This window comes from Acaryochloris marina MBIC11017 (genome assembly GCF_000018105.1).
GTDB lineage: Bacteria > Cyanobacteriota > Cyanobacteriia > Thermosynechococcales > Thermosynechococcaceae > Acaryochloris > Acaryochloris marina.
On record NC_009925.1, the window covers coordinates 2,092,118 to 2,113,619 of the forward strand.

Sequence of the window (21,502 nt, forward strand, 5' to 3'; positions counted from 1 at the left end):
CAGATAAGCTGGGTCGCTTCAAGGGAGTCAGAATTCAAGACCTCAAAGTGTGGAGAACCTAACGCGCCACTACTAATCCCAGGAGTCATCTGTTTTGACTGGGGCACGACCGTAGGTATCCGTGAGTTGCAGTAACCGTTCTGCGATCGCATCCGTCAATCCACCCGAACGATACCGCCAAGCCCAGTTGCCCCCTGATGTACTGGGTAAGTTCATGCGGGCCTCAGTGCCTAGCCCCAGCAGATCTTGCACAGGGATAATCACCTGATTTGCCACCGAACTGAGGGCCAGTCGAATTAAATCCCAGTGGATGCCTTCCTGGGACAAGCCGCCCATATAGCCCTCCACAAACACCCGCTCATGGTCAGGCATATCGTGAAACCAGCCCACCGTCGTGTTGTTGTCATGGGTGCCTGTGTAGACCAAACAGTTCTGCACATGGTTAAAGGGTAGGTAGGGATTACCCGAACCAGAACCAAAGGCAAAATGGAGAATCTTCATGCCCGGAAATTCAAACTTATCCCGGAGTTCCTCCACATCAGGGGTAATGATGCCCAGATCTTCCGCCAAAATCGGCAGCTTGCCCAGCTCATCTCGCAGGGCTTCGAACAGCTCATCTCCAGGAGCTACAACCCACTCGCCATTCATGGCAGTATTTTCCCCTTGCTTGACCTGCCAAAAGGCTCGGAAGCCCCGGAAGTGATCTACCCGAATCAGATCCACATAGTCCAGCATGGTGCGGAAGCGCTGAATCCACCATTTAAAGCCTTGCTTCTCCATTCGCTTCCACTGGTAGATGGGATTGCCCCAGAGCTGTCCGGTTTCACTAAAGTAATCCGGGGGCACGCCAGCCATCAGCGCGGGTTCAAGGGTTTCTGGATCGAGGAAAAACTGATCGGGATTCGACCACACATCTGAACTATTGTGGGCGACGTAGATGGGAATATCACCAATGATTTGAATGCCGTTATCGTTGGCGTACTGTTTCAGATTGGACCATTGCTGAAAAAACTGAAATTGCCAAAACTTATGCATCTCGATATCGGACTGCAGCTTTTGCTGCCACTCCGCCATAGCAGCAGGTTGGCGCTGGGCAATTTCTTGGGGCCACGTATTCCAGGCCGCCCCCCAATGGGCATCCTTGAGGGCCATAAAAAAGGCGAAATCTTCCAGCCAGGCTCTGGTTTGGCAAAATTTCTGAAACGCGAGGGCAAGCTCTGGAAAAACGCCCGCTTTGAAATTGTCATAGGCCAGCCGTAGCAGCCCCTGCTTCATGGGAATGACCTGCTCGTAGGCGATGGTCTCCGGGCGAAAGCCCACGCCTAGCTCCAGATCTTCCTCTTGCAATAGCTCCTGCTCCTGTAGTTGCTCCAGACTAATCAAGAGGGGATTGCCCGCCATTGCGGAATAACACATGTAGGGGGAGTTACCAAACCCCGTTGGCCCTAGGGGCAGCACCTGCCATAGCTGCTGACCACTTTGGACCATAAAATCAACGAATCGATAGGCTTCTGGCCCTAGGTCACCAACTCCAAATCGACCTGGAAACGACGTCGGATGCAGGAGAAGGCCACTAGCTCGGGGGAAGGGCATACGCAAGAACTCACTTTAGTTCGATATCAACTGTCGCACTTTTTGGGCCGTAATGGGGGCTAATAAGACACCATTACGATAATGTCCACTGGCCACCACCACATTGTCATAACCCGGGAGTCGTTCAATGATCGGGGCAGGCCGTTCATGGGGGCGAGGACGTAAGCCAGACCAGGTTCTGAGAACTTTGGCATGGGCAAGGGAAGCATCGAGTGCGATCACACGTTGATGCAGCTCCTTTAATTGAACTGGATCGGCTTCGATAGCGCCTCCCACCTCAGACGGAAATTCAACCGTCGCCCCCACCCATACCTCCGAGGCATTTAGGGGCACTATATGCGCCTGATCACCATTGACGACAGGCAACAGGTCTGCAAGGGGATACTGGCGTTGGAGATGTAGCGCTTGTCCCAAAACCGGATAAATCGGCACGGTCTGCTGGAGAGTGGTGGTCAGAGGTGTTGATCCTAATCCTGCCGACACAATCACCCAATCCACGGGATAGCTATCGGTAGATGAGCAGACATGCGTTAGCGACCGGGGATCACCTGCTTGCAAGGGTTTGAAGCCAGAGATAGTTGTATTGAAATAAACCTCGGCCCCATTTTTCTGAGCAGCGGTTATCAAGGCTGCCGATAACGCAACAGGATCAAATTGGCGATCTTGCGGAGAATAGATGGCACCCACCGCTGGCGCTTTTGATTCCCACAGATGAGCGGTTTTTAAATGGGGATAGGTTTGAAATAGCTGGTCCTGATCCAGGATATCTAGGTGAAAGCCTTGTTGAGCCCGAACTTGCTGAGTTCTAGACCAACGGTTTAACTCATCTCCATCAAAGCACAGCCGTAAAATGCCTTGACGGTTATAGGGCAAGGATATGTGGGTGATCGCTTCCAGCTCAGGTATTAGGGTTTCGTACAGCTTTAAGCTATCTAAGCGTAACTGTAGATGTTTGCCCTTTAATTTCGGCGTAATAGCTGCCATCAGCACCCCCAGGGCCGCACCTGTCGCCTGCCATTGATGGGGAGACCGTGCATCCCACACGGTCACCTGATGGGTCTGACTGAGTTCAAAGGCAATTGCTGCTCCCACAACACCACAGCCAATAATGCCAATTTGCATTGCAATTTTTGTATTGAGGAACTTATGAATAGCATGATTATTAAGGAAAAATCAATAATCTGCCGTCCAAGAAATTCATAAGCATGTGCTAGGATTATGAGCGAATTAAATCAGCCGGTTGCGCAACACCTCTTAGAAAGCGCAACACAGCTGTTTCTAGTGTTTGCACTATTAGCAACCTGTTTAATCTTTCTACAATCCATATATGACAAACACCACCATGACTCCGGCGGTTCTGCACCCAATGGGTAAACTGCAGCGCCAAGTGCAGTCGTTAGTCAATTCTCAAAAACTCAAGCCAACCGATAGCTTATGGAAAGTTGGATTGCTGTTTCCCGATAAGTGGTCTTATCTAAAAGATGAGTTAATCGACTTTGAATTTTCGATGCAAGATCCAATTGCCAGTTTCCTAGAAGTTGAAACCTGGGAAGACGAATAACAGCACAGTTTTCACTCCGCATTGATTGAACTCAAACCCTCGCGCTTGCAACTGATTCAGCCCACTGCAGCCTGAATTTCTAAGCATGGTGAGCAACTTTCAGCATGCGGGTGAAACATGCATTCATGATCAAAACATCCAAAACATCTCCTTTATTCAAAACTCTTTTCTGGCCTACCTTCACCAGCGAGAACAGAACGCCCTCGGTATTGACCTGAAACCGGGATTTGTTCCGGCGACCACTTTTTGGCTGATCAATGAAAGCAATCGAGTGTTAGGCGAAAGTCGGCTACGCCATTGCTTAACGCCCTCTCTAGAAGAGGTGGGGGGCATATCGGCTATAGGGTTCGTCCTGCAGACCGAGGCCAAGGAAATGGTACTCAGCTGTTGGTATTGACACTAGCGAAAGCCCTAAAAAGGGGAATTCAGCCTATTTTAGTCACCTGTAACCCAGCCAATCGAGCCTCTGTAAAGGTCATGCAAAAAAATGGGGGTGTTCCCACCAGCGAGAGCTATATCCCACGCATCAATCAGCAGGTCTCTCGCCACTAGATTGAGTTGGGGACAATGCCCTAAATATCTGAGGATAACCGAAATCTATGGTGCAATGACGCCGAAGGTCTTTAGGGTTGGGCGCATTGCCGTGATTTCATCCCGGTGGGCAATCACCGTGAGTAGGGTTTGGGGGTCTGTCTCTCCAGAAGAGGCCACCGATTCTACCTTGAGTCTAACCTGTTCAGGCCGTTGGGCCTTTTGCCAATAAAACCAGCCTGCCACCGGTGAAATAACGGTGATCACCGTAAAGCCAAAGCCTACGGAGGGAAAGAGAATGCTAAATACTAGGCTTAAGCACAGGGTTGCCGTTAGCATCAGGGCGGTTAGAAAACAGGCCAACACCACGCTAGGCCGTACCGTCCCTTCAAAGGTGACTTGATCCAATTCTTTGTCTAAAGCCGAGAGCCGATAGGACCGATTCGTTAGGTGGTCTTCCACTTTCTTGAGCACGGCTTCTTCTGGCTGGCTAGATAGCCACTGCAACTCTTCTGTCCGATCCTTCACCGAGGCGCGAACAAAGAAGAATAACCCCACCATCAGCAATAAGGTCAGCAGAAAGGTTGAGGGTAAAACAAAGGAGCGCATCATAGGTGATTTAAGCCCAGTGAATAAAACAAATGTGATGCAAGTTGCCAGATCGAGTTGACCTCAGTCACTGCAAGCACTTGGAAGAAACCATATGGTATGGAAACACATCCAGTGAAAAATTGTTGTAATTTCTACTGTCTTCCAAACAAGAAACCATTATTTGGCAGCGGCGAAATAATCACTTGGATGTATCTTCTCTGTTTAGTTTACAGCCAAAACTAGAACTCTTCATATGCTTGAAAGTCTTATTTTTTGGGAACTATAGAGGAAGGGAGCTGTTTTCGCTTTAACCTGTTAGAGGTGATCTTAGATGTCGGCAATTCCGCAAAAAGCAGAAGTCATTCATGCCGTTTATGACGGTCAAGGGAACAGTCGTGACCTTGATCAAAATTCCAATGAACCTGAGGAAGTAGAGTTTGATCCAAACGCTGATTTAGATGATGATGCTTCCGAAGATCTTGCCGCTTTGAAGATGACTCCCATTTCTGCTGCCAATCGTCGGGGAACGACGGATTTGGTGCGGTTATACTTGCAAGAAATTGGCCGAGTAAGCCTACTAGAGCGGGATGAAGAAGTCGCTGAAGCCCAGAAGGTGCAACGCTATATGCATCTACTGGAAACGCGAGAAGAATTTTTAGAAAGCCATCCAGTGATTGCTGAGTATGCCCGTTTAACGGATGTCCGCGATCGATTGACCGCCATGTTGGGGCATCGTCCGTCCTTCAACCGCTGGGCCAAGGAAGCTGATATTCCAGTCGCAGATCTGAAGCCCCGCCTAGCTGAAGGCAAAACCGCCTGGGCAGAGAAAGCTGAGTTATCCAATGCGGAGCTTGACCAAATCGTTAAGCAAGGCATTAAAGCGAAAGAGCATATGATTCAAGCCAATCTACGCTTGGTCGTCTCGGTCGCGAAGAAATACCAAAACCGAGGTTTAGAACTTCTGGACTTGATTCAAGAAGGAACCTTAGGTCTAGAACGGGCAGTTGAAAAGTTTGATCCCACTAAAGGGTATCGCTTTAGTACCTATGCCTACTGGTGGATTCGCCAAGGGATCACCCGTGCGATAGCAACTCAAAGCCGCACCATCCGCCTCCCGGTCCATATCACTGAGAAGCTAAACAAAATCAAGAAGGCTCAGCGCAAGCTGTCCCAAAGCAAAGGCCGCACCGCCAGCATTGAGGACATTGCCCAGGAAATGGATATGACCCCGGAGCAAATTCGGGAACTCTTAGTCCGCGTCCCCCGCTCCGTCTCCCTGGAGATCAAAGTTGGTAAGGACAAAGATACAGAGTTAGGTGACCTGCTAGAAACGGATGATATTTCTCCAGAAGAGCTGATCATGCGAGAGTCCTTACAACAAGAACTGAAGCAGCTCCTCGCCGACCTAACCCCTCGGGAGCGAGATGTGATCACCATGCGATTTGGCCTCAATGATGGCAAAACTCATTCCCTTGCCCAAATTGGTAAGTCCTTAGATTTATCACGGGAGCGGGTTCGCCAAATTGAATCGAAGGCGTTACAAAAGCTTCGACAACCCAAGCGACGTAACCGCATCCGTGACTTTTTAGAGGCCTTTGCCTAACCCTCTCGACCTTAACAATTGCCAAGATCACCCTAAGGGGATCGCTAAGCGATCCCCTTTCTTGCATCAAGGGCAAATAGACTGCAATGCAGGACAGCGTATAGAATTACAGACGTCTTCAGGATCCAAGCCCTCGCTTTACTTTTCTCAATAGAATCTTCTTGTTGCCAAAGGATCCATCATTCGTTAGACTTTCAATAAGCTCATGTTCTTGAGAAAAGACTATGTACAGTGCTAACTCACTTAAAGCAGAACTCAACGATCGAGGGTGGCGTCTTACACCTCAACGAGAAACAATCCTCAATGTGTTTCAAAACCTGCAAAAAGGGAAGCATTTAAGCGCTGAAGATTTATACAATCTCTTGGAAGAACAGGGTGAGCCTATTAGTTTATCCACGATTTATAGAACGGTAAAATTAATGGCTCGCATGGGGATTTTGCGAGAGTTAGAATTCGCTGAAGGTCATAAACACTATGAACTAAATCAGCCCTATCCCTACCATCATCACCACCTGATTTGCGTTAAATGCAACAAAACCATTGAGTTTAAAAGTGACTCTGTTTTGAAGATTGGCTCAAAGACAGCGAAAAAGTCAGGCTTCCATTTATTGGACTGTCAACTGTCGATTCATGCCATTTGCCCTCAATGCCAGCGGTCTTTACTGCCCACCTGATCCAGGGTGTGACAATGTTGAATCATGTCTGGGAAAAATTGCGCAAAGTCCTGGGCAACAGTGGGGTAGTGGGTCAACCAATCTTCAATAGCAGGGCATAGGTTAACGGAACGCTGCCAACGGTGGCTAATTCTGCGAGATAAGCGAGACAAGGTAGTCTCGATGCCCTCAATGGATTGATATTGGGTTAGCCAATCTTCTGCGGCAATCCGATTCAAAAGAATGTGAACATCCGTAGGCAGCCAGCCACTATAGGTTTGGAATGAACGGTAAATCTCCTGGGTAAACGTCGCCAGGGGAACATCACTATACTCTGACCAGTGGCACGCTAGATGGTGATCGTAAAAAATATCCACTAAGATGCCTGCCATCCGGCGATGCGCAGGACTGATCAAACGTTTGCTATGGCGAACCACCGGATGACAATCCGTAAAACTATCAATCTGTTGGTGGTGTTTCATCCCTGCTTGCATCTCCACAGAGAACTGTTGACGGACCGCCCCTTTAATGAAGTCTGCGAGTAAGTTGCCTAACCGATGTTCAACGGTCGGCTGAGCTAGGTAGAGATGGGCTAAAAAGTTCATGTAGAAGATTGATCCAAAGGATTAGCAGACACGGGGTATTGGGTCGTATAGGCCGAGACTGCTGTGGGTAGCGTGGCAAAAATGAACTCTGGCGGAATGTTTTTCAGAAAAGCGGTGGGCTGCAGCTGACCATAAAGGTCTTGTTTCATCCGGGCAATGCCAAACTGAATGTTGTGCTTAGCGAGTTCTTGACGCAGCTCTTCCAGCATATCGACCGCCGTAATATCAATATTGATAATGGCTTCCGTATTGAGGACAAACCAGTGGACAGGGGGTTCTTCAGTTGCGATCGCATCCAAGACTCGCTGCTTAAAATTTTCGGCATTGGCAAAACAAAGGGGCGCATCATAGCGATAAATCACTAAACCTGGCCAGGTCGCCGTCCCCTCCCAATCGGCAATATCATGGAGGCCAGCCATGCCAGGAACTTTCCCCAACACGGCATCATGGGGGCGAGCAATCCGAGCAAACAGATCAATCACCGACAAGCCCACGGCCACCGCCACCCCCAGTAAAATATCCGTTCCCAACACGCCTAACGTCGTGATGATGGCTAACCCCCACTCCGTTTTTCGAAACCGCCAGAGTCGCTTAAATTCTGCCCATTCAATCAGTCGGGTCGCCGCAAAGATTACAATTGCCCCGAGGGCTGCGGTCGGGAAGAGCGCCAGTACAGGCCGTAGAAACAGCAAAACAATGACCACCACCCCAAACGCGACCAAGGAAAACACTTGGGTCTTACTCCCCAACGCATCACCAATCACGGTACGGCTACCACTGCTGCTGATGGGGAAGCCTTGCAGCAGCCCCGTGGCCAAATTCGCGATGCCTAAGGCCAACAGTTCTTGATTCCCGTCGATTTGGTAGCCATTACGGTTAGCAAAGGATCGGGCCGTCAATACATTATCCGAATATCCCACCACGGCAATGCCCACTGCTGCCGCGAGCAAAGTAGAAATTTTGGCAGGTGAGAATCCGGGCAGGAGTGGCGTGGGCAAACCCGCTGGGATGGTGCCTACCACCTTGACGCCTTGCTGATCGAGCTGAAAAACAGCGACCGCTGCCGTTGCCAATAAAACTGCAATCAGCGGCCCCGGCCATTTGGGAAAGCGAGTTTGAATCACAAAGAGAAAAAACAAGACAGCGGTTGCCAACACAAAGGTCGGTGGATGCAGCTGATTGAATTGGGTCACAAAGTCTTGCACCTCTCCCACCAAACTCTCAGATTGAATGGGAATACCGCTAACCTTACCGAGCTGACCAATGATCATAATCAGGGCGACTCCTGCCATATATCCCACTAAAATGGGCTTCGACAGTAAATCAGCCAGAAAGCCCAGTCGAGCGATATAAGCAATCAAATAAACCAATCCGACAAACAGGGCTAAGACCGCAGCCCAACTCGCCGCCTCATAGGCTCCACCGGCCACTAAAGGCCCAATGGCGACCGCCGTCATCACAGCGGTTGTCGACTCAGGTCCTAAGGAGAGTTGCAACGAAGATCCAAACATCGCGTAGATCAGCATGGCAGGCAAAATAGCCCACAAGCCAGCCACAGGCTCCACCCCCGCTAACTCCCCATAGGCCATACATTGAGGAATCAAATAAGCCGCGACCGTTATACCCGCGATACTATCCTGCCGCAACCACTGCCATTGATAATGGGTCAGCTGCCACCAACCCGGTACCCGTGATCGCAGCCCAGACTTGCCGTTCTTAGCCACAGTTTATGCTTCAGTTCAGTCTGGATTGATATTAGCTTGATTTGATTACAGCAATGGCGCTAGGCCATCTCAGACCTGTGACTGGGCTGATAAATATCGCCGAAGGTGTGATCTGCATTCACGGTAATCACCAGATCGGCCCCGTTTTGCTGAGTAGTCAAAGGTTTTACAAATAGCTCGGGATGCAGCGCCTTCCAAAAGTAATCCACAAATTCATCGATTTCCCCATCACTCATGCCAGCGTTACCCATTGCGATCGCTTTATGTTCTGCCTCTTTTCGCCACTGCTTACTGAGTTGATAATCCGCTAAATTCAGCACCATCAAACGGTCGAGACGGTCCCAGAGAGGCAAGTAATCCTGCAAGCGCTGGTTCATTTCCATGGCGAACTTGCGATCAGCGGGCGTATCAATCGGTGCAGGGGCTTGTTCAAAGAGGTCAGGCGGAATAGGTTGTGCCCCCACAAACCAACCCTCAAAAAGGACGATATCAGCGGTCGGCACCGATTCAAACCCACTGCGATCGCCCTGTCCGCCAAAGGCCGATTTATCAAACCGAGGGATTTGAATTTGAGTATTGGCCTCGTTGGCTCGCACCTGATCCAGAATTTGAAGGCCCAAATCAACATCATGGGTTCCTGGTGGCCCTCGCCATTTTAGTCGAGGGTCCTCCACTTGCAGCTGCTGACGCTCACTATAGGTCTTATAGAGATCATCGATGGACAGGCAGCAGCACGAATACCCTAGCTGTTCTAGAACGATCTGCAGCACCGTGGTCAGGGTCGTTTTTCCAGCCCCCTGCATGCCCAAAATGCCTTGGATTAGTGGGCGATTCAGCTTCCGTCTCGCTTCCGCTATCTGGCAGGCTAGCGGCATCCATACCCGCCAGAGGGGCTGTAGGGGCGAGGTGAATATTTGACAGTCTCCACACCAAAACTCTTCCACCGGGGGGTAGATTCGGGGAAGGAGCTGGGCGAACTGATGAAGGGTTGCTTCTACTGAGGCTGGAGTTAGGCCAAAAGCGGCTGCCCGATCCGGCTCAGACAGCATCCATTGGCCTAATTCAGCCTTTTGAGGCTCTGTGAGCACCTGTCCTTGAACCAGCTGTTCTAAACTGTCCATGATTTAGGTGCTGATGCCTAGCACTGACGCAATTCAACGTTCACGGGTTCAACTTTCCAGATATCTCGACAATAGTCTTCAATCGAGCGATCCGAAGAGAATTTACCCATACGGGCTGCATTCAAAATCGACATGCGAGTCCACTTAGTCTGATCTTTATAGACCGCAGCCACCTGATCTTGACAAGCAATATAGGACGCATAGTCCGCAAAGAGGAAATATTGGTCCTGGTTGAGCAGATCATCAACCAAAGGTCGAAACAGCTCTGCATCTCCCTGGGAGAAAAAACCAGAAGCGATTCGATCGATCGCCAGCTTTAGCTCAGCGTTGGTATGGTAATAATCCCGAGACCGATAGCCATGGGCTCGCTTGTGATAAACCTCTTCAGTCGTCAGGCCGAATAAGAAGAAATTCTCTTCGCCCACTTCCTCCCGAATCTCCACATTGGCTCCATCTAAGGTACCAATGGTCAGGGCACCATTCAGGGCAAATTTCATATTGCCTGTGCCCGACGCCTCTTTACCCGCAGTAGAAATCTGTTCCGATAAATCAGCAGCGGGATAAATGCGCTGAGCTAGCTTAACGTTATAGTCCTTCAAAAAGACCACCTTTAGCCGTCCCCGCACATCTGGATCGCGGTTAACTACATTCCCGACAGAGTTGATCAGCTTGATAATCAGCTTGGCCATAAAATAGCCTGGCGCTGCTTTTCCACCAAAGATAAAGGTGCGAGGCGTAATCTCAATATCAGGATTGGCCTTAATGCGGTTATAGAGGGTGACGATATGAAGCAGGCTTAAATGTTGGCGCTTATATTCATGAAACCGCTTCGCCTGAATATCAAACAGGGAATCTGGGTCAACGGTAATATTGTTATTGTTTTGGATATAAGTCGCCAGCTCAGTTTTGCTGTGCTGCTTAATCCGCCGCCATTCCACTTGAAAACCAGCATCATCGACAAACTGCTCTAACTGCTGCAGTTCCTTCAGATTTTTGATCCAAGAGTCACCAATTTTGCTCGTAATCAGCTTGCTGAGTTGAGAATTGCTGAGAACCATAAACCGACGGGGGGTCACTCCATTGGTTTTATTGGTGAACTTATGGGGATACATTTCATAGAAATCCCGTAGCACATCTTTTTGCAGCAATTCTGTATGTAGCGCTGCAACCCCGTTAATAGCATGGCTACCGACACAGGCCAGGTGAGCCATGCGCACATACCGTTCCCCACTTTCATCAATCAGAGACATGCGGATCATGCGCTCTTCATCATCGGGGAACTTAATCCGCACCTCGTCTAAGAAGCGCTGATTAATTTCGTAAATCAGTTCTAAATGGCGAGGTAACAGGGACCCAAACAACTCAATGGGCCATCGTTCTAGGGCCTCAGGTAAGAGGGTATGGTTGGTATAGGCAAAGGTCTGATGGGTAATGGTCCAGGCCTGCTCCCAGTCCATTTGATGATGATCGATCAGCAGCCGCATCAGTTCCACCACAGAGATGGCAGGGTGGGTGTCATTTAACTGAACCGCAAATTTCTTGTGGAAATTTTCCAAGGGCAAGTTCTGACCATGGAGAATGCGAATCATATCCTGCAGCGAACAGGAGACAAAGAAAAACTGCTGGGTGAGGCGGAGTTGCTTACCTTGGGATGAATCATCATTGGGATAAAGGACCTTGGAAATATTTTCCGAGATCATCTTTTCGTAGACGGCCCCCAAATAATCGCCGGAGTTAAAGGACCTAAAGTCAAAGGACTCCGGTGCTTCAGCCGTCCACAGACGCAGGGTATTGGCTGTATTAGTCTGATAGCCCAGGATAGGGGTGTCATAGGGAATCCCTTTAACCACTTGATCCGGCACCCAGCGAGACCGATAGTTACCGTGATCGTCCGTGTAATGTTCTGTGTGGCCGCCCAACTTAATCTCTACAGACCATTCAGGTCGGGCGATTTCCCAGGGATTGCCTGCGCTTAGCCATTTGTCGGTCCGCTCGACTTGCCAGCCATCGCGAATATCTTGATCAAAAATGCCAAATTCGTAGCGAATGCCATATCCCAAAGACGGAATATCTAAGGTGGCGAGGGAGTCCAAGTAGCAGGCAGCTAAACGCCCTAGTCCACCATTGCCTAAGCCTGGCTCTTCTTCTTCCTCTTGCAGCTCATCCAAGCTCAGGCCTAACTCTGCCATGCCTTGCTCAACTTGGTCATAAATGCCGAGGTTAATAAGGTTATTGCCCAGATGCGGTCCCATCAAGAACTCTGCAGAGAAATAGGCAACCGTTCGGGACCCGAGTTCAGTATAGGTGGCGGCTGTATTGATCCATCGTTGGAGGAGGCGGTCTCTAACGGTATAGGCCAAAGCCATATAGTAGTCATTGGTCGTCGCCAGGGCAGGAAATTTACCCTGGACGTAGAAAAGATTATTCAGGAAAGCCCGCTTAAGGGTTTCGCTATCCATGCCGGTGCGATTGCTTAACTCGCAGCGATCTTGTAGGTCGATAGCATCGAGGGACAGTTCGCTAGAAGAACCATGAATTTGGGCTGAAGGATTGCTGGTCATTGCATTAAATAAAGAAAGTACCAGGAATAAACGGTCAGCCTCAATCGCACTTGAGAGCTGTGCTCAGATTATTATCATTCAATGTTAATCATGTTTGTGCTGTGCAGCACTAGAAGCCACCCCTTAACTTCATAATTTAGGATTTGCTTTAGATCCCCACCCTTTTTCTCCGATCCTGCAGACCCATGGGCTGCATTTGGCCCCCACGACCTCCCAATGGGGATAGGGAACAGTTAGATTCAGTGCATTACCCCTTAGATTCAGTGCATTAACCCTCATCGACCTGTTTAGAAGCTAAGGATTCGTTCCAGCTCTGAGTGGAAAGTGCCAAGGATATCGGTTATCCACCCTCCCTGGGGGGAATCACCACCCACCAGCCCCAAAGATGGAAAAAGTAACGTTAGGATTTAGAGAAGAGATATCAATAGTTCGCTCAATTGTGGCGGCTGTGAATGTTTCTCCTGATATCGCTTAAGCAATATTGCCCTTCTGACTCAACACAAGATTTATGGAAAAAGTACAGAAAACGGAGCAGGAATGGGAAGCCCAACTCACTCCAGAACAGTTCCGTGTGACCCGTCACCATGGAACGGAGCGGGCCTTTACCGGGGAATACCATGACCTCAAGGCAGCAGGCACCTACCAATGTGTGTGTTGCGGTACCGAATTATTCACATCCGATACCAAATTTGATTCTGGGACGGGCTGGCCTAGCTTTTGGGCACCAGCGGATAAAACCCATGTCGAGGAAAAGACGGATCGCAGTTTGTTTATGGTTCGAACTGAGGTACTCTGCGCTGTCTGCGATGCCCATCTTGGCCATGTTTTTAATGATGGTCCAAAACCTACGGGCTTAAGATATTGCATGAACTCTGCTGCCCTCAAATTTGTCCCCAAAAGTTAAACGTTGAGTCAATCATGGGGGTTAACCTCAGATTGGGCTATAGCCCAATCTCTGGAACTTATAGGCCCAACAGTGCTCATAGTCCTTTAAAGTCTCATCATCTCTCGCTAAACACCCGTGAACAGAAATCGTGGCTTGCAATATTTGCAAGGGTATAGTCTCATCCTGCTCCCCACCGTGCTTCTAGCCTGTGCTCCCATCGTGGATGGAGATGAAGTAGGTCGCCGAATTCACCAGGAATTTGAGCGCAAAACTGAAATTGCAGTGCACTCGGTTAAATGTCCCCAAGATATTGAAAGCAAAGTCGGTAAGAGGTTTGTTTGTGATATTTATGCCCTAGAAGGAAATATTCTCAAAACCCAAGTCACCTTAAAGGATGACCAAGGCGATATTTCATGGTCTGTACAAACGGGCCTAGTCAATTTAGGAGTGATTGAAGAGAATATTGAGAAGACCTTCAAAAATGAGCGTTTAAGCAAAGTCAAAGCCTCCTGTGATGGCAAGTTCAAAATTGCTCATCAAGGGGACACATTTGAGTGCGGGGTCCAAGAAGGGAATGATGATCCAGGTAAGGTGATGGTCAAAGTCACGGATGAGCAGGGGAAAGTCAATTTTCAGTTTTTAGATCGTTCTGATCCAGCTGCAGACAATAAACCGTCCTCTGCCCCATAGGGATATCACTAGAATTGAGTCGACAGTAGGGTAGGCAATCGGATTGAGTACATCCAGAACTTGGCAACAGCAAATCGGCCACCAGCGAGACTGGGCTTGGCGGGGATGGCAAATTCGCTATACCTTTATGCGCGGACAACAGGAGACAACGCAGCCCCCCATGCTGCTATTACATGGGTTCGGAGCTTCGATCGGCCATTGGCGATTCAATATACCGGTGTTTGCCAAAGACCGAACCATCTATGCGCTAGATTTACTAGGATTTGGGGCATCCGAGAAAGTCTCTACCGACTATTTAGTGACCCTATGGGTGGAACAGGTTCATGACTTTTGGCAGACCTATATCCGCACCCCAATGGTTTTGGTGGGTAATTCTTTAGGATCCTTGGTCAGTCTTACGGCTGCAGCCCTTTACCCAGAGATGGTGGCGGGATTGGCCATGCTAACCCTGCCGGATACATCGGTGTTGAAAAATCCTTCATGGGTCAAACCTGCGATCGCACCTTTGAAACTCGCCCTCAATCCCGTAGCCGCATTCGCCAAAGCCTTGTTCACTGCGCCCCCAATCTTCAACCCGTTTTTTCAATTCATTCGCCAGCCCAAGATTATTCGTTCCTGGGTCAAGAAAGCCTATATCGATACCACGTCCGTTGAAGATGATCTCGTCGATATCCTTTCCAGCCCTGCCTATGATCAGGGGGCCGCAGATGCCCTCCGAGCCATGGTCAACACTATGTCCAAGCCCCAAGTCCCTCAACATACGGCTAAGGAGATGCTGCCTCAATTAACGATTCCGATTCTGTTGGTGTGGGGGCAGCAAGATGTCATGATCCCACCCAAATTGGGACCGCTCTTTGCCCGCTGCAATCCTCGAATCCAGCTGGTCGAGTTAGCCCATGCGGGCCATTGCCCCCATGATGAATGTCCAGACCGACTCAACCCTATTCTTCTAGACTGGCTCGCCGCTCACTTCCCTATCCAGCAGCCACAGCCAGAACAGTTGCACTGCGCCTAGATTTGGTTGCATAATCAGGCCATTACACCACCCCAAGCTGGGGCTGAATCAAACCATGAAACATACACTGTCCGTCTTAGTTGAAGACGAAGCTGGCGTTCTCACTCGCATCGCCGGACTTTTTGCCCGACGAGGATTTAACATCGAAAGTTTAGCCGTTGGACCTGCCGAGCAAATTGGGGTCTCTCGCATTACGATGGTCGTTCCCGGTGATAATCGCAGCATTGAGCAGCTCACCAAGCAGCTCTATAAGCTAATCAATGTTCTTAAGGTTCAGGATATTACTGAAGTCCCCTGTGTGGAGCGGGAGCTGATGTTGATTAAAGTCAATGCCGCGGCGTCTCTACGCTCTGAGATTGTGGAAATTGTCCAAATCTTTCGTGCCAAAGTGGTGGATGTTTCTGAGGACGCTCTCACCATCGAGGTCTCAGGTGACCCAGGCAAGATGGTGGCAATTGTGCAAATGCTGAACAAGTTCGGCATTCAAGAAATTGCCCGAACTGGCAAGATTGCCTTAACCCGAGAATCACGCGTCAATACTGAATATCTGAAATCTTTAGCAGCCAAGGTTTAGCAACTCAAAGATCTGCCAGCCTCAAAGGATTCAAGAGCAGTCTTAATAACTGCCGTCGTCATTCTCTGGTCCACCTGAACCCGGGCCTGGGTACTTGGGTAAATCCAGAGGTTTATAGTCTACATAATCATCATTGCCGTTCTGGCCGTAAGCATCGTCTGAACCGCTATCGCCAGAAGCATTGGCTGAATAGCCATTCGCACCTGTGTCATCAGCATCTGTGTTTTTACGTCGACGGTTTCTCATGGCTTTGACCGCTGATGAGTAATCATCGGGAGTATAGTCTTGATCTTCCAGCTCTCCCGTTAATTGCAAAGGACGACGACGGCGAGGTCGCTCTTCTGATGAAGGTTCGGGCGGGGCATAAGAAGTTGACGAAGAATAGCCTTGGTCATAACCATAGCTAGCCTGATCCTGTCCATAGCTATCTTGGGAATAGCTGTTGCTGCCTTGCTCATAGTCATCATAGGCAGCAGTCCGTCGCCTAGACCGCCGGCTGGGCGCATCATCATAGTCATTCCCATAGGCATATTCATCCCGTCTCGACCGACGGTCCCCTTCCCCTCGAATACGACGAGGTCGAGCAGGCATATCGTCTTCAAACTCCAGTTGAGCTTCAGACCGCATACGGCTAGAGCGCTGAGGTCGTCTAGGGCGATAGTCATCGTCTCGATCTCGAGGTCCGCCTCGCTCTCGAGGCTGTCTCATGGGGCCATTATTGGGCAGACGGTTCTGAATATTCTCAATCATCAGCGCCACTAACATCCCCACTACAATCATCTGCTGCAGGGACAGGGTAAATTCCATACCCAAGTGGGCCAAGAGGATAACACCCGCTAGTAAGCCGAGAAAGGCATAGACATTATCGGAATCTCGACGGTAGCCCGGCTTGATTTTATCCAAAAAGAATAATGCGATCGCACCGACGATCAGAATAACTCCAACAATAAGTGGAACAGGAGTACCGAAATTCACTTGGGATGTCTCTCTAGGTGACGACTGATAGCCAGAATCCGCATACTCAATCAGTAATGAAATGAAGGAGAACGGCTAGGTTGGCGGTAGGGAAGCAAATTGTAATTTAACTGATACGACCCCAACTTGATCAAACTCTATGCTAACGAGTTATGGGTCCAAATGGGATGAGGGGGGTATCTCAGTTTCTTTATACAGTTGAAATCTCACCCAGCAAGGAGGGGAGAAATGGCAAAAAGGAATGATGAGGACGCTGCGGCATATCAACCTATAAAAACGAAGAACGGCTGAACAGTATTTCCAGCCGTGCTTTAAGAAAACATATTTTAAGATATTTTGCCCCAAATGGCATTAATAGTGAAGCTACCAAAACGCTGAGGTGATTATTGCACTACAGGTGGACTGAGGTAGCCCACGCTAGAGATCAACAATCACCCTAAAAACCTAGCGTCGTACAATCTTATCTTTTTGGCTAAAGAAGATGAATCCACCGCCGAGTAGACCCAACACGATGGCTCCAAAAAGAATGCTATAAAAGAAACCCTGTAAAGAGGGGGTAATTGTCATTAACATGGAAGTCATATTTTTTTGATATTACGACAGCATCTCTAATCTTAAAGGTTTGTAAGGATATTGAGAAGTCTTCCTTAACGGCAACTTAGTCATAGCCCCCATACCACCCCTGTATTCACATCACTTTTTTGCGCCTTGCCAGCCCCATAGTGAGCTGCCCTTCTCTCCAGCTCAAGTCAGCTTCAAACAACTGCTGCTGCTATGCCAACCCTAGACAACGCGCTACACTGAAACATATCAGGGTACTGGGTTGGACACCATTTTATGACCATAGAGACACTACTTATTTGGGGCCTCAGCTTTTGCCTAGGGCTGTTTATCTTTCTCTTTATTTTCAGGATTATCCTCACTTGGTATCCCCAAGTGGATCTCAATCAGATGCCGATTGCCCTGGCGACCTGGCCAACGGAACCCTTTTTGATCCCCACCCGTAAACTGATTCCACCGATGGGAGGGGTCGATATCACACCTATTATTTGGGTCGGTATCACGAGTCTGCTACGGGAGGTCCTCCTCGGGCAGCAAGGTCTACTGAGAATGTTGTTCTAGGCTGCTTTTGTCCATCTCACCTTATTGAGGTGGAAAGTCAGAGTCGATGTAAGCAATCCGCCTAGCAGCCCCATCAAGACCATCATTGCAATCCCATCACTTCTTGAATGAAATTGGTATAAACCTTACCTTGAACAAATTCTGGAGTGTCTAGAATTTTTTGGTGGAAGCCAATGGTGGTGGGCAACCCGGTAATTGCACATTCTTGCAGGGCGCGTTTCATGCGTGCGATCGCAGTCGGTCGATCTCGTCCCCAAACAATGAGTTTACCAATCAGCGAATCATAATAAGGGGGAATCTCATAATCCGTATAAACATGAGAATCAACCCGCACCCCAGGCCCACCAGGGGGTAGATAGCCATTGATACGTCCTGGGTGGGGGCGGAAATTATGGTCGGGATCTTCGGCATTGATGCGGCACTCGATGGCATGCCCCGTTAGCTTGACTTGATCTTGGGTCACACTGAGTTTTTCACCCTGGGCAATGCGGATCTGCTCCGCAATCAAATCTAAGCCCGTTGTTACTTCCGTCACCGGATGTTCCACCTGGATGCGGGTATTCATCTCCATAAAATAGAACTCCCCTGTCGAAGACAGGAGAAACTCAACGGTGCCGGCACCGACATAGCCAATCGATTGAGCTGCCCGGACAGCGGCGGAACCCATTTTTTCTCTTAGCTCTGGGCTTAGGGCTGGACTGGGCGATTCTTCCAGTAACTTTTGGTGCCGTCGCTGAATCGAGCAATCCCGCTCGCCCAAATGAACCACATTGCCATAGCTATCTGCAAAAATCTGAAATTCAATATGACGAGGGTTTTCGATAAATTTTTCAATATAGACCCCAGGATTACCAAACGCAGCCTCTGCTTCGCCCTGGGCCGCTAAATAGAGCTTGCCTAAGTTTTCAGGTTCCCGCACTAAGCGCATCCCTCGACCACCGCCCCCGGCCGTGGCTTTAACCATAACGGGATAGCCCATATCATCCGCAATTTTTTTAGCCGTCGCTTCATCCGGTACCAGGCCATCGCTTCCTGGGACAGTAGGAACCCCAGCCTTTTGCATCGTTTCTTTGGCCGTAGACTTGTCTCCCATCGCCCTCATGGCTTCGGGTGTGGGACCAATAAAGTGAATCTTATGATCAGCACAGATCTCGGCAAAGCGGGCATTTTCGGCCAGGAAACCATATCCCGGATGAATGGCCGTCGCATTCCGCGTTAAGGCAGCCGAAATAATATTGGGAATATTGAGGTAGCTCTTACTGCTGGCGGGTTCCCCAATGCAGACCGCTTCATCTGCCAACTGCACATTGAGAGATTGCTGATCCACAGTGGAATGAACGGCAACAGTGGAAATTCCCATCTCTCCACAGGTGCGGAGTATCCTCAAGGCAATCTCGCCCCGATTCGCAATTAAAATCTTAGAAAAACGCATGTTTTAACAGGAGCGTAACGCTCAATAACCTTCTCGCAATGACCCAGGACGAACCTGCTACACGCCCCAAGTCTGAACCCCCAAGGAGCTGCGTGAAGCGAAATTCAACCACACATTCGTCCAGTAGCGGTAAGCAGTGTCAAAAGTAAAATCCAGAGCTATCGTATCATGCAGATGCAGCCAAGATTCCTCTTGTCATTTTGGGAGTGAAGGCAGGGCAAATACACGAGGATAGCTCTTTCCTACCTCAGCTATCAGCGTTCATTTAAGCCGCTGCTATTCTTCAGCCGTGGGATCAAGGATGACTGGTCGAGAGAGTTCTGCATCGGGATCCGGGGCATAGGTTTCAGCCGGTGGCGGTGCGGCTGGTGGAGCTTGCTGCTGAACGGGAACGGGTTCCGGTTCATATCGAGGTTCGGGCTCATAGCGGGGTTCAGGCTCGTACCGAGGCTCTTCTCGTCGCCGTCGAGACGCATAAATTGCATCCCGTTCAGCGGCCCAAGCAGCAATCTTATCCTGCGCCTCGTAATAGAGGGCTCGACCGTACCCAATCTGGGAGGCCGTTGCGATCGCATCGGACAAACGCCCATTTCGCGCTAGGGCATTGGCTTCGCTAAGAATGGGGCGGTCTTCCACGGATTGAATTTCAGCAACCCAGGTATAGATATCGTCTTGGGCTTCTCGATGGAGGGACCGTCCCGATTCGATTTGTTCAGCGGTTTTAATGGCATCATTTAACTTGCCCGCTTTAGCTAATTTTCGGGCTTCATCCAGAATGGGTTGATCTTCCACCTTTTCAATGGAGCCTTCCCATTCCTGCATCAGGGTTTGGGCTTCATCCCGTAACGGATTGCCAAACTCTACTTTCCGTGCCTCTACAATGGCCGCTTGGAACCCTGCCGTCGTATTTTGCGTGGCAAATTGACGAGCCCGAGCCAAAACCTGACGATCTTGGAAGGTATTGATCTGTTGATTCCATTGGGCAATCAAGGTTTGGGCCTGAATTCGACCCGGCTTCTCTGTACCAATCAGGGCCGCATGATCCATGGCCAACTGATAGGTATGAACGTTATCAATATTGGCGAAGAATTTCGCCAAATGGAGCTGGCCAGTATTTTGAATTTTTTGCTCCCAGGCTTCGACGCGATCGCGATTTTTTTCAAACAAGTCACTCTTGCGATCAATCTGCTCCGCTAAGGTCCAAGCATGGATATAGCTGTAGAAGTCATCCTCCTCCACTGTTGCTTCAGCCCGGCTGAGCTGCACTAATGTCGTTGCGTTCTTAGCCGCTTTAGTATTAGGTGGAATCCGTTGAGCAGCCGCAATGGCTTCTTTGAACTGGCCATACTCTTGGTGCTCTTCTGACAAGTCCAGAAGCTTCTGACTCCACTTTTCAATATTTTTTTGGACTTCTTCTTTAGCAAGGCGCTTGGGATCAATTTTGCTAGCCAGCTGAATCGCTTCCGACAAGTCTTTAGCGCGACCATAGGCAGCGATATCTTGCGCTTTATAGAGATCTTGAAAGGCTTTTTTCTCAATCGCCATATCCCCCAAGATCTTATCGGCTTGATCGGACCAATAGCCATCTCCCAGCTGGACTAGAGACCGAACCTGTAGAGCCGCCTGGGTCCAATCCTGCTTCTTAATAGCTGTTCGAGCATTCTCCAGGGATTCTTCTCCCGCTTCCCAATTCGCTTCCCAGCGTTTGATCAGGCGTTTGGACTCAGGTTGAATGCTACTTGCCTCTGGCACTTCTTTCGCCAGACTAATGGCTTCTTTGAGATTACCTTTGGAGATTTCTCGCCGCGCCAACCCTAAAATCGAACGAGACCATTCGTCTGATAGAAGAGATACCCGGGGATAGAGGGGATGTTCCTCATCCCATTTATCCGCAATAGCTAGGGCCGCTTTAATATCTTTAACCGTCCCTTTGCGAGCAAGCTTGTCAGCACACTCCAGCTGTTCTGCTTCAGAGAGGGTCGCAGCAATCTGTTTGCAGTTAGGGGTTGGTGGCAAACTGGACAACCATTGCATGGCAGTCATGCCGGTCACCCAGGACACAATAATGGTGATCAACCAGGGCCACCCTCTAAAGGTCACAATCTTACCGAAGACGTTTTGGATCTTCTGAACTTTGGGGTTTTGTCCAGGGTCAGGCAGCTCAGATCCTTGTCCAGGTTCTAGAGCGGGAGGGTTACTGTCGGCAGGTTGGTTACTCGTCATATCCTAAGGATTAAAGCAGAAAATCACACAAAGACTGGCTCA

General features: G+C 49.4%; 21 protein-coding genes. 10 read left to right on the forward strand and 11 right to left on the reverse strand.

Annotated features, from left to right (window positions below; genetic code table 11):
* Positions 1-72: 72 nt before the first annotated feature.
* Complete coding sequence (gene malQ, locus AM1_RS09425) at positions 73-1,593, reverse strand: 4-alpha-glucanotransferase (protein ID WP_012162606.1); 1,521 nt, start codon at positions 1,591-1,593, stop codon at positions 73-75.
* A 15-nt stretch (positions 1,594-1,608) separates the two neighbouring features.
* Positions 1,609-2,715, reverse strand: coding sequence for an NAD(P)/FAD-dependent oxidoreductase (locus AM1_RS09430; protein ID WP_012162607.1), 1,107 nt, complete (start codon positions 2,713-2,715; stop codon positions 1,609-1,611).
* Positions 2,716-2,935: 220 nt separating this feature from the next.
* Between AM1_RS09430 and AM1_RS09435 the strand changes: the two genes are divergently transcribed.
* From AM1_RS09435 to AM1_RS44415, 3 genes are all read left to right on the forward strand, one after another.
* Complete coding sequence (locus AM1_RS09435) at positions 2,936-3,154, forward strand: DUF4327 family protein (RefSeq protein WP_012162608.1); 219 nt, start codon at positions 2,936-2,938, stop codon at positions 3,152-3,154.
* Between the two features lie 85 nt (positions 3,155-3,239).
* Positions 3,240-3,551: a GNAT family N-acetyltransferase gene (locus AM1_RS42105; RefSeq protein ID WP_012162609.1), complete on the forward strand. Its 312-nt coding sequence runs from the start codon at positions 3,240-3,242 to the stop codon at positions 3,549-3,551.
* A complete protein-coding gene (locus AM1_RS44415) occupies positions 3,452-3,706 on the forward strand; it encodes a GNAT family N-acetyltransferase (protein WP_071819944.1) in 255 nt (84 codons plus the stop codon). Before AM1_RS42105 ends, AM1_RS44415 begins: the two co-directional genes overlap by 100 nt.
* Before the next feature lie 45 nt (positions 3,707-3,751).
* Here AM1_RS44415 and AM1_RS09445 read toward each other — a convergent pair whose 3' ends face one another.
* Positions 3,752-4,294, reverse strand: coding sequence for a cofactor assembly of complex C subunit B (locus AM1_RS09445; RefSeq protein WP_012162611.1), 543 nt, complete (start codon positions 4,292-4,294; stop codon positions 3,752-3,754).
* Between the two features lie 313 nt (positions 4,295-4,607).
* On the opposite strand from AM1_RS09445, the gene sigC reads away from it, so the two are divergent.
* Both sigC and AM1_RS09455 read left to right on the forward strand, forming a co-directional pair.
* Complete coding sequence (sigC, locus tag AM1_RS09450; protein WP_012162612.1) at positions 4,608-5,879, forward strand: RNA polymerase sigma factor SigC; 1,272 nt, start codon at positions 4,608-4,610, stop codon at positions 5,877-5,879.
* 224 nt (positions 5,880-6,103) lie between these two features.
* Entirely contained in the window at positions 6,104-6,553 is a 450-nt protein-coding gene (locus AM1_RS09455; protein ID WP_010477400.1) for a Fur family transcriptional regulator, read from the forward strand.
* Here AM1_RS09455 and AM1_RS09460 read toward each other — a convergent pair.
* From AM1_RS09460 to AM1_RS09475, 4 genes are read right to left on the reverse strand one after another with little or no spacing between them, the layout of a single operon-like run.
* Complete coding sequence (locus AM1_RS09460) at positions 6,523-7,137, reverse strand: acyl carrier protein phosphodiesterase (RefSeq protein ID WP_012162613.1); 615 nt, start codon at positions 7,135-7,137, stop codon at positions 6,523-6,525. The genes AM1_RS09455 and AM1_RS09460 overlap by 31 nt on opposite strands.
* Positions 7,134-8,861 carry a solute carrier family 26 protein gene (locus AM1_RS09465; protein ID WP_012162614.1) on the reverse strand — a complete coding sequence of 576 codons (1,728 nt, stop codon included), beginning with the start codon at positions 8,859-8,861 and terminating at the stop codon, positions 7,134-7,136. The genes AM1_RS09460 and AM1_RS09465 overlap by 4 nt, the downstream gene beginning before the upstream one ends.
* 59 nt (positions 8,862-8,920) lie before the next feature.
* Entirely contained in the window at positions 8,921-9,982 is a 1,062-nt protein-coding gene (locus tag AM1_RS09470) for a hypothetical protein (RefSeq protein ID WP_012162615.1), read from the reverse strand.
* A gap of 17 nt (positions 9,983-9,999) precedes the next feature.
* Complete coding sequence (locus AM1_RS09475) at positions 10,000-12,543, reverse strand: glycogen/starch/alpha-glucan phosphorylase (RefSeq protein ID WP_012162616.1); 2,544 nt, start codon at positions 12,541-12,543, stop codon at positions 10,000-10,002.
* 508 nt (positions 12,544-13,051) lie between these two features.
* Between AM1_RS09475 and msrB the strand changes: the two genes are divergently transcribed.
* From msrB to ilvN, 4 genes are all read left to right on the forward strand, one after another.
* Complete coding sequence (msrB, locus tag AM1_RS09480; protein WP_012162617.1) at positions 13,052-13,447, forward strand: peptide-methionine (R)-S-oxide reductase MsrB; 396 nt, start codon at positions 13,052-13,054, stop codon at positions 13,445-13,447.
* 117 nt (positions 13,448-13,564) lie between these two features.
* A complete protein-coding gene (locus AM1_RS09485; RefSeq protein ID WP_238549210.1) occupies positions 13,565-14,119 on the forward strand; it encodes a DUF4333 domain-containing protein in 555 nt (184 codons plus the stop codon).
* Between the two features lie 43 nt (positions 14,120-14,162).
* Complete coding sequence (locus AM1_RS09490; RefSeq protein WP_012162619.1) at positions 14,163-15,134, forward strand: alpha/beta fold hydrolase; 972 nt, start codon at positions 14,163-14,165, stop codon at positions 15,132-15,134.
* A gap of 55 nt (positions 15,135-15,189) precedes the next feature.
* The gene (gene ilvN / locus AM1_RS09495; RefSeq protein WP_010477416.1) at positions 15,190-15,708 is read left to right on the forward strand and encodes an acetolactate synthase small subunit; all 519 of its coding nucleotides are present in this window, start codon (positions 15,190-15,192) and stop codon (positions 15,706-15,708) included.
* Positions 15,709-15,750: 42 nt separating this feature from the next.
* Here ilvN and AM1_RS09500 read toward each other — a convergent pair whose 3' ends face one another.
* Positions 15,751-16,683, reverse strand: coding sequence for a Ycf66 family protein (locus AM1_RS09500; protein ID WP_012162620.1), 933 nt, complete (start codon positions 16,681-16,683; stop codon positions 15,751-15,753).
* Between the two features lie 444 nt (positions 16,684-17,127).
* A complete protein-coding gene (locus tag AM1_RS38635) occupies positions 17,128-17,250 on the reverse strand; it encodes a photosystem II reaction center X protein (protein WP_010477420.1) in 123 nt (40 codons plus the stop codon).
* 270 nt (positions 17,251-17,520) lie between these two features.
* Between AM1_RS38635 and AM1_RS09505 the strand changes: the two genes are divergently transcribed.
* A complete protein-coding gene (locus AM1_RS09505) occupies positions 17,521-17,805 on the forward strand; it encodes a YggT family protein (protein WP_010477422.1) in 285 nt (94 codons plus the stop codon).
* An 82-nt stretch (positions 17,806-17,887) separates the two neighbouring features.
* On the opposite strand, the gene accC is transcribed toward AM1_RS09505, so the two are convergent.
* Positions 17,888-19,237, reverse strand: a complete 1,350-nt coding sequence (accC, locus tag AM1_RS09510; protein WP_012162621.1) for an acetyl-CoA carboxylase biotin carboxylase subunit — start codon at positions 19,235-19,237, stop codon at positions 17,888-17,890.
* Positions 19,238-19,513: 276 nt separating this feature from the next.
* Positions 19,514-21,460, reverse strand: coding sequence for a hypothetical protein (locus tag AM1_RS09515; protein WP_041659545.1), 1,947 nt, complete (start codon positions 21,458-21,460; stop codon positions 19,514-19,516).
* Positions 21,461-21,502: the final 42 nt, after the last annotated feature.